General features: G+C 70.1%; 7 protein-coding genes. 3 read left to right on the plus strand and 4 right to left on the minus strand.

Annotated features, from left to right (window positions below; all coding sequences use genetic code 11):
- From MXD95_RS06830 to MXD95_RS06840, 3 genes are all read left to right on the plus strand, one after another.
- The coding region (locus MXD95_RS06830; RefSeq protein ID WP_250639695.1) for a S9 family peptidase at positions 1–2,160 on the plus strand (2,160 nt) is incomplete at its 5' end.
- Between the two features lie 84 nt (positions 2,161–2,244).
- The gene (locus MXD95_RS06835; RefSeq protein WP_250639696.1) at positions 2,245–2,670 is read left to right on the plus strand and encodes a GNAT family N-acetyltransferase; all 426 of its coding nucleotides are present in this window, start codon (positions 2,245–2,247) and stop codon (positions 2,668–2,670) included.
- 208 nt (positions 2,671–2,878) lie between these two features.
- Complete coding sequence (locus tag MXD95_RS06840) at positions 2,879–3,946, plus strand: DUF4097 family beta strand repeat-containing protein (protein ID WP_250639697.1); 1,068 nt, start codon at positions 2,879–2,881, stop codon at positions 3,944–3,946.
- 52 nt (positions 3,947–3,998) lie between these two features.
- Here the strand turns inward: MXD95_RS06840 and MXD95_RS06845 are convergent, their stop codons facing one another.
- The 4 genes from MXD95_RS06845 to MXD95_RS06860 form a co-directional block, all read right to left on the minus strand.
- The gene (locus MXD95_RS06845) at positions 3,999–4,484 is read right to left on the minus strand and encodes a hypothetical protein (RefSeq protein WP_250639698.1); all 486 of its coding nucleotides are present in this window, start codon (positions 4,482–4,484) and stop codon (positions 3,999–4,001) included.
- Between the two features lie 638 nt (positions 4,485–5,122).
- Positions 5,123–5,785, minus strand: coding sequence for a deoxyribonuclease V (gene nfi, locus MXD95_RS06850; protein ID WP_250639699.1), 663 nt, complete (start codon positions 5,783–5,785; stop codon positions 5,123–5,125).
- Positions 5,786–6,005: 220 nt separating this feature from the next.
- A complete protein-coding gene (locus MXD95_RS06855) occupies positions 6,006–6,497 on the minus strand; it encodes a hypothetical protein (RefSeq protein WP_250639700.1) in 492 nt (163 codons plus the stop codon).
- Positions 6,494–8,122, minus strand: coding sequence for a polymorphic toxin type 24 domain-containing protein (locus tag MXD95_RS06860; protein WP_250639701.1), 1,629 nt, complete (start codon positions 8,120–8,122; stop codon positions 6,494–6,496). The genes MXD95_RS06855 and MXD95_RS06860 overlap by 4 nt, the downstream gene beginning before the upstream one ends.
- Positions 8,123–8,390 lie beyond the last annotated feature (268 nt).

The raw sequence follows: 8,390 nt of genomic DNA on the forward strand, positions 1-8,390 counted from the left end.
GGGGGGGGGGGGGGGGGGGGGGGGGGGGGGGGGGGGGGGGGGGGGGGGGGGGGGGGGGGGGGGGGGGGGGCGGGGGGCCCCCCCCCCCCCCCCCCCGCCGCCGACGGCCGCCTGGCATACGTCGCGGACGGATCGACCGGCCCCCGGCTCTGGATCCGCCCCAGGGCCGAGGATGCCGACGGGTTTACCGCCGGGGACGAGACCGCCGCGGATGCCGGGGCGGACATGCTGGTCGACACCGGTCCCGGGCATGTGCGGGCCGTGCGGTGGTCGCCGGGGGGCGAACTGCTTGCCGTCCAGGTCGCGCCCGGCGGCGGGGAGCTCACCGAGGTGCGGGTCGTCGACCCCGCGGCGAGACTGGGGCCCGGTGGCCGTCCCGGTGGCGCCAGGCGGCTCGCGGGCGGCGACGGCCGGGCCGCCACCCCGGCCTGCTGGACGCCGGACGGCGAGGCGCTGCTCGTCACCGAGTCCGACCGGACCGACCCGGACGGGCGGACCCTGGCCCTGCTGGTCACCCTGGACGGGCGCCGCGTGGTGCTGGCCGAGGGCATCGCCCTGCAGATCCTCGACGCTGTCCGTCTGGACGACGGCTACCGGCTGCTGCTGCGGGAGGGTCCGCGGGGGGTCCGCCGGGCGCTCATCGTCGATGCCCGTCTTGCCGTGCCGTCCGGGGACGGCGCCACCCACGCATCCTGGGAACTGCCTGGCGGAACCGCGACCGTGCTGTCCGGCCGGTTCGTCGCCGGCGGGAGTCGCACGCTGCTCGTCACCGACCTCGGCGGGCGTGAGCGGGCCGCCCTGCTCGACCTTCCGGTGGATGAGCCAGGTCCCGCCACCGAGCTCGCCGCCCGCCCCGACGCCGACGTCGAGCGGTTCGCCCTGCTCGACGCGCCCGGCACGGCCACCGCCCGGTGCCAGGCTTCCACTGTGGTGGCCGGTTCCGTCGGTGCGGGCCATGGTGTCGTCGCCTGGAACGTCGGTGGAAAAAGCGAGCTTTCACTCGTGAATCTCTCGACCGGTCGGTCCCGCGCACTGCCGGTGCCACCGCGCGCGGTTGTGACCGCGCTGCACGCCGGTCGAGGCGAACACGAGCTCATACTCGCCGTGGAAGACGCCACCGTCACCGCGGAAATATGGACCTGCCGCCTCACCGATCCCGTCGGCACCGAGTTGCCCGGCACCGAGTTGCCCGGCACCGAGTTGCCCGGCACCGAGCCACTTGGCGCCGAGCCACTTGGCGCCGAGCTGCCGGGTGCCGGGACGCTGGGTGCCGACTATCGATGTCTGGTCTCGCGGGCACCCGCCACAGCGGAGGAGCCGGCGCCGGGGCGGGGGCGGACGGGCGCCCTGGTCGAACCGGTGCTACTCACCATCGCGGCGCATGACGGGCTGACGCTGTCGGGCTGGTGGTACCGCCCGCCGACGCCACCGGGGCCGCCAGCGGGGCCGATGCCGACCCTCCTCTACCTGCACGGCGGCCCGGAGGCCCAGGATCGTCCCGCGTTCAACCCACTGGTGCAGGCCCTGTGCGCCCGGGGGATCGGGGTGTTCGCGCCGAACGTACGCGGCTCCACCGGCTACGGTCGTTCCTTCGAGGAGGCCGACCATCTGCACGGCCGATTCGACGGCATCGAGGACGTCGCGAGCTGCGTGCGTGGCCTCGTCGCCGCCGGCCTCGCCGACCCGCGGCGCGTCGGTGTCGCCGGTCGCTCGTACGGCGGATACCTGACGCTGGCCGCGCTGGTCGCGTTCCCCGACCTGTTCCGCGTCGGCGTGGACATCTGCGGGATGGCGGACCTCGAGACCTTCTATCAGCACACCGAGCCGTGGATCGCGGCCAGCGCCGTCACCAAGTACGGCGACCCGCGGACCGACCCGGCGCTGCTGCGGGCGCTGTCTCCGCTGCACCGGATGAGCCGGCTCGCCGCGCCGCTGCTCGTCGTGCACGGCGAGAACGACACGAACGTCCCCGTCATCGAGGCCGAGCAGGCCGTCGCCGCGGCGCAGGCCCGTGGAGTGCCGTGCCGCTACCTGTTTTTTCCCGACGAGGGGCACGAGGTCGTCGGGCTCGCCGGGCGGGTGCGGTTCGTCCGCGAGACCGTCGCCTGGGTGTCCGAGTACCTGCTCGCCGACAGCCACCAGAGCGAGTCGGTGGCCTAAGGGAATCGGGATATAGCGTATGGTGTCGACCCGTCGCCTCGGGTGGGCGAAGCATCCACGGAAGGTGCTGACAGAATACGCATCGTGAAAATCGAGGAGCTGGAGGCGGACCGGACCTGGCTGGCATTCGACCCGATGCGTCAGCTGCGACCCCACCTGACCTCGACGGGATTCGTCCGGCTCGTCAACGAGGTGCAGCGGCCCGAGGGCTACCGACTGATCGCGTCCTGGGACGGTGAGCTGGGACGGGTCGCCGCCGCCCTCGGCTTCCGCCCGGTGACGTCGCTGGCCACCGGGCGGCACCTGGCCGTCGACGACCTGACGACCATCCTCCCCGCCCGGGGCCGGGGCCACGCCACCCGCCTGCTCGCCTGGGCCGAACGGGAGGCCCGCCGCCTCGGCTGCGAGCACATCCAACTCGGCGCCGACACCCACCGCCACGAGGCCCACCGCCTCGCCCTGCGCGCCGGCTACACCATCACCGCCTTCCAGCTCAACCGCCGCCTGTAGCGACGGCGGTGCGGACCGCGGGCCCGGACGGCGGCCCGGGCCTGGGTGACTCCTGGCGGTCGGGAGCGGGGCCTGATGGCCGGCTTGGGTCGATCCGCCGTGGGCTGCGCCGCGCCTCTGCCGTGACTCGCTGTGCTGGTTCCTTGACTCGATCGACCGGGCAGGCGAGGCTCCCCGCGACCTGATCCGGCGCCGAGGAGGCCCCTCGATGGCTGTTCCCATCCGCTCGACCTTCATCTTTCGCTCTGGTGGGCATCCTGAAACCGCCGCGAGCCCCCCCACCGTGGAAGCCGGCATCCGCCCGGGACGGACGCCATCCGGCGGGGCCGCCGACCTGGCCGACCTGGCCCATGTGGCCAGCGTGGCTGACCTGACCCACATGGCGGACGTGGCCGGCGTCGGCCGCACGGTCGGCGCGGCCGGCGAGGGGTATCGGCGCGCGTCCGCCAGGCCCAGGCGGGCGCTGGTGTGTGCCGCTGGTGGCCTGGCCGCCCTGGCTGGCACGGCCGTCCTGGCCATGCCCGCCGCCGCTGGAAGCGGTGGCCGTGAGGTTCGGGTCGTGACCCGGGTGCTGCCGACGTCGGTGACCCGCATCGATCTGTCCGCCGGCCCCAACGACGCCGCAATCTACGGCCACGGGGCTACGCCGCCGCCAGGCGTGGTGTTTCCGGCCTCCGCCGCGCGGTCACACCCGCCCGCCATCGTCCTGGTCGCGCGGCTCAGTGGCGTCGCCCACCATCTGCCCGTCCTGGACGTGACGACCGTCGGTACCACCACACGGATTTCCAGCCACTGCACGCCCCCGACCTACCCGCTGTGCGCAACGGACTATTACCTCTCCGTGCCCGCGGGGCGCCGGGTCACCGTGTCGACCTCGGGGGGTTCGGTCACAGCGACCGGCTTCGACGGGTCCCTCCATCTGCGCAGCAGCGCCGGCGACCTGACCGTCACCTCGGCGCGGGGCGATGTCGACGCCACCACCACGGCCGGTGACGTCCGGATATTCGACGCGCGTGCCCGCTCGGTGCGGGCCTCGACGAACTCGGGCGACGTGCGGGTGGACGCCGCAGTGGCCCCCGACAGCGTGGACGCGCACTCGTCCGCCGGAGACGTCCAGGTGTTGCTGCCGTCAGGCGCGCCACCCTACGCGGCGGACGTCTCCACCCAGGAAGGGGATCGTCAGGTGTCGATTCGCAGTGATCCAGGCGCATCGCGCCATCTGCGCGCCACGACCTCCTCGGGCGACGTGACCGTCGGCTACCGCGCCACTCCCTGATCCGAGCGGACGACGGCCTCCAGCCGATACGAGCACGGTCGGTGGACACGACCTAGCGTCGACGGCCTCCCCGCCACCTCCCCAGCCCTCGGCGGGCCGTGCCGGGAGCGGAAGCTCCCTCGAGAGGGAGAAACTGCCAGACGTCGAAGCGTTCGTATCCCTGGTTGTGGTCGCGCTGGTGCAGCCGCATCTCCAGGCCGTCGCCGCGGATCTCACCCCAGTAGTCGACTTGGCCGTCCCGGCTGGTGCTGGTGACCGTGATCTGCGGGCCGGCGATGCGGTAATGGCCGCCGAGCGGCGGCCGGGGCCGCAGCACCTCGGCCACCACGGACATCGGCTGGTTGCTGGTGGTGCCGCACGCGGACCCGTACGGGAAGAACCGGAGGTACAGATTCCACCCCGGCTGCAGCGTGGCCGCGACATACAGCCCGTCGAACCTCGGCGTCACCTGCGCGACCCGCTGCAGCGGCGGCAGCGCCGGCACCGGCGGCATCGACCAGCCGCTCTGCGGGTTCTGCGGGTTCTGCGGAAAGACCATGGTTCCCCCCCAACACACGACCAGACCATGATTGCAGTCCGCTCCTGCGGACGAGCCATCCATTCCGGCGAACTTCTCGTACCCGCTGAACTGCGCCCGTTGGCGCCGCCGGAAGTTGGTCGGTGATCAGGTCGGTGATCGGATAACCGGGTCGGGGAAGGCGGCTGGTTGGAGGGCGTGAACTCCGCCCTCCAACCAGCCGCCGGGCATTTCCGTCACTCCCAAGCGCCCGCCCACGCCGTCACCTCGTCACCCTGTCACCCCGTCACCCCGTCACCCCGTCGCCTCGTCGCCTCCTCGCTCTGCCAGCTCGGCCATCACACACCGCGACAGCCCTGAGTCCCGTTTGCCGGATGTCTGCATCGGAGGCGGCCTGTGTGGTCGTACTGACCGGTTTTGTGTCCGGTTTGCCCTACCGGAAGGACCACAGGCCCTCCAGGAACCGCCGAGCCCCGGGGGAGGCCTCCTTGATCCGTCACCGACGGTCGCGGTCCATCATCTCCGATGGTTGAGTCGGCGTATGAGGTCATGGCCGGACGGCGGGCGCCTCACCCGTGGTGGAGCCACCACGAACGGTGTGATGAGGAAAGGCCGGCGTACCCCGGGGCCGACGGACCAACGGCGGCCACCACTCGGCATCACCGGTGCGCGGCGAGGGCGTCCCGACTGAGCCGATCGGCGGCCCGGGTCGTCTCCGGAAGACGGTATTGCGGGCACAGCTCGAGCACCCACCGGCAGGCGGACTCCAGGTTGGATCGATGCCCCACCGAGAGATACACCTCGCGGACCCGATCGCGGGTGCGCAGTGCTGCGCCCAATGCCTCGCCGTCGAGCACGATCGGCGAGCGATCCCCCCGATGCTTTCCGGGCGACGTGTGTTCGCCGACGAAGGGCGTCTTCGCCACCCCGATCGTCGGCAGGTCCAGCGTGACGCCGAGATGGCAGGCCAGCCCGAAGCGCCGCGGATGGGCGATGCCGTGCCCGTCGCAGACCAGCAGGTCCGGCGGTGCCGTCAGATCTGGGAGGATCTTCTCCCAGGCATCCAGCAACGGCGGCAACTCGCGGAACGACAACAGCCCAGGCACATACGGAAACGCCGCGCGACCCACCACCGTCGCCGAGGCAACGACCTCCCAGCCCGGCGCCGCGAGGACAACGACCGCGCCCGCAACCACGTCGGACTCGGTGTCGTACGCGACGTCAAACCCCGCGACCGTCGTGACCACATCCGGCCCAGGAATATCGGCCCGCACCCGATCCCGCAGCTCGACCTGAAGAGCCTCGGCCTCCTCGACACGCACCAGAGTTTCCCCCCGCTAGTATCGTCCGCCCTCCTGTGTCTGCAGTTCGGGAATCATTCCACCTGGGTGCTGCGCTCGACATGACGGCGGCCGTGGATACCCGGGGCCTGCTTGCGATTCTCCGTTCCCCTCATGCTCAACGAGTGGAGGGCTTCCTATCGTCGACGACGTAAAGAGCGTCCGCGTATTCGATATCGACCATTTGATTGGCGTGGCGGATTTAAAATCCATTACTTGAGTTTGACTTACCTTCTTCCTCCACAATGATGGAGAAGGCGGTGATATCTGGGCCGTCATCGCTGTCCTCGGTGCTCGTCATCTCGACAGTGAAGTGTCTTCCCGGAAATTTCTCGGCAAGGGTCTCGGACCAGCCTTGGCGCATGCTTCTGGCCAGCGCATCAAGGTCGGATGAGGTGGCCTCGGAATCATTGAGGAAAAGATCGGCTATATTTACCAGATTGACCATCTCTTCGACCCGTGGGGTAGCTCCGCCGAGCCGCTGGCGCCACTTCTCGAATGTTCCTTCATCATAGTTTTCTGCCAACACGACGTGGCCGCAAACTTCGATGAAGTGTGGGCGAAGAAGATTGGCCACGACCAGGGCGAGGCCGAGGCCGCCTGGCCGGTCTATAGCTGCCCAAACTCGCTCGCCGCTGTTCGCCGGGTCCGAGCGCCATCGTTCAACGAAGGTCTGTTCGCCCCTACTGTTCACGGTATCTCCGAATTTTCTGCTGGCCTGACCATCCGGCTGGGTCTCACGAAAATTTCGCCAGTGCTCGGGTTGGTGTGCTTATTATATTCTACAACGTGCGGAGTCGGGATTCCGGCGTGTGGTCTTCCCTGCAGATCGACGCGCTTCACTGGAAGTCCATCCTCGTCGTACACCTGATAGTTTGTCACTGTCCCGTCATCGCTGGCGCGGTACAGGATGTCGTTGGCCCCGGCCCGCTCGGGAAACCGGCCAGAGTGCTGCCGCGCGCTGTCCGGAAGAGGCCCGTTGGGTGCGTCGTCGGACTCGTCGCCCTCCGCCGCTGCCTCTGCCTCATCCCCGTCGATGTGGTCGCTCGAAGGAGTAGCCTCCGCTGTGTCCTGCGCTGGGAGAGTATCTGTCTGCGCGTCGTCGGACTGCTGCGGCCTGGCCTCTGCTGGCGTGGTGCCTGCGTCGGATGACTCGCCGGAATCCGTATGTCCGGGTTGATCGTCTGGGTCCTCCGCGAGGTCTTCCGTGTCGACGCCTGTCTCCGACCGTGGCAGACCCTCACCTCCCGCCGGTGGGTCGAGGTCGCCGCTGGCGCTTTCTGCGGTCGTGTCTTCCACCGGCATGTCTGAGGCCTCAGCCGGACGCTGCTCTCGGCCGGGTTCCTGGAGTTCCAGGCCGGATTCTGCGGGTTGGGAGTCAGGCTCCGGGCCGGGTAGGCCGGGGCCATCTGCGATCTCCGAGGCTCCGGTTGGCGGTTCATCAGTGGTTGCCGCCGGCAGATCCTGCGGATTCACATCGCCGAGCTGCTCGGATTCAACACCGCGGTCCGGTGCGTGAGTACCCTTGGCTGCGGTGGACTCCGTCGCGTTCGAGGGGTCGATCGTCTGGGTGCGGTTCGGAAGAGTAGCAGGCTCGGTATCGTGCGACGGGTCGGTTGCCGTATCGGTGTCGGCACGGCGAGCGTCGTTCGCGGTCGTGTGTTCGTCGAATGTGGTCTGTGCCTCGGGCGTCGGTTCGGGCATCTGAGGTGGCGTCTCGAGACCCTGCGGATCAATATCTGAGGGCTGGGCCGACTCGGGGGTATGGGTTGGTTCTGCGAGCTGCTCGGTGGCGGGAAGCGGGTCGCCGTCGAGCGCGGCGGCCTTGTCCTCGATGGCGTTCCGAGTCGGGTGCGCGGCGTGCGCGTCGGTCGGATCCAGAGAGTCGGTGCCCTCGGGTTCGGGGGTTGGCACATCGTGTTCGCTGGGCTTGTGTTCGCCGTTGCCGGCAGGCCGCATCTCGTCGTGCCCGGACGGTTCGACACCGTGGTCGTCAGCGAGCGCGGTATCGCCGTCCAGGGCGGCCGACCGGTCCTGCGTGGTCGTGGTGCGGGCGGTCGTACTGCTGTCTGTCTCCTGCCCCGGGATGTTGCTCAGTTGGTCGTGGTCGGTATCTGACCGGCCGGTGTCGTCTGGCTGGGCGGATCCTGGGCCGGAATCCGTATGCCCGCCGGCCGGCTGATTGTCCCCCGGGCCAGATGGGTGGGCGTTGTGGTGGCCGTCGAGCGCGGCGGCCTTGTCCTGGGTGGTGGTGTCGGGCGGAGGTGGCGGTGGGGGAGGGGGTGGTGCGTCGGTCGTCGTCGGTGAGTCGGCGGCCATCGGGTCCTAGCGCTCTCCATCTACGACGTATGTCTCCGACCGAACCGTGCCGCGACGGTCGCGCCGGCGGGAACAGGCAGCGGCGTTGCCGCTTACGGCGCCGGCTGTCCCGTCAGCGGCCGAAGCCCGCGCGTCGGCACGACTGGTGCGCACCGACGCGGTCGAGGTCATCGGAGGCTACTGGCTTTCGAGGCAGGGCTGCGCGAAGGTAGCTTTCGGCTACGATCAACTACGTTGAGTAAACGCCAGGTGTGATGGCTCACGCGTC

Source organism: Frankia sp. AiPa1, from assembly GCF_023243075.1.
Taxonomy (GTDB): domain Bacteria; phylum Actinomycetota; class Actinomycetes; order Frankiales; family Frankiaceae; genus Frankia.

What these genes read in the sequence shown, in the direction of transcription:
- MXD95_RS06845 (WP_250639698.1), bottom strand. Translation starts at nt 4,484, where the DNA reads ATGGTCTTTCCGCAGAACCCGCAGAACCCGCAGAGCGGCTGGTCGATG.
- MXD95_RS06840 (WP_250639697.1), top strand. Translation starts at nt 2,879, where the DNA reads ATGGCTGTTCCCATCCGCTCGACCTTCATCTTTCGCTCTGGTGGGCAT.
- MXD95_RS06860 (WP_250639701.1), bottom strand. Translation starts at nt 8,122, where the DNA reads ATGGCCGCCGACTCACCGACGACGACCGACGCACCACCCCCTCCCCCA.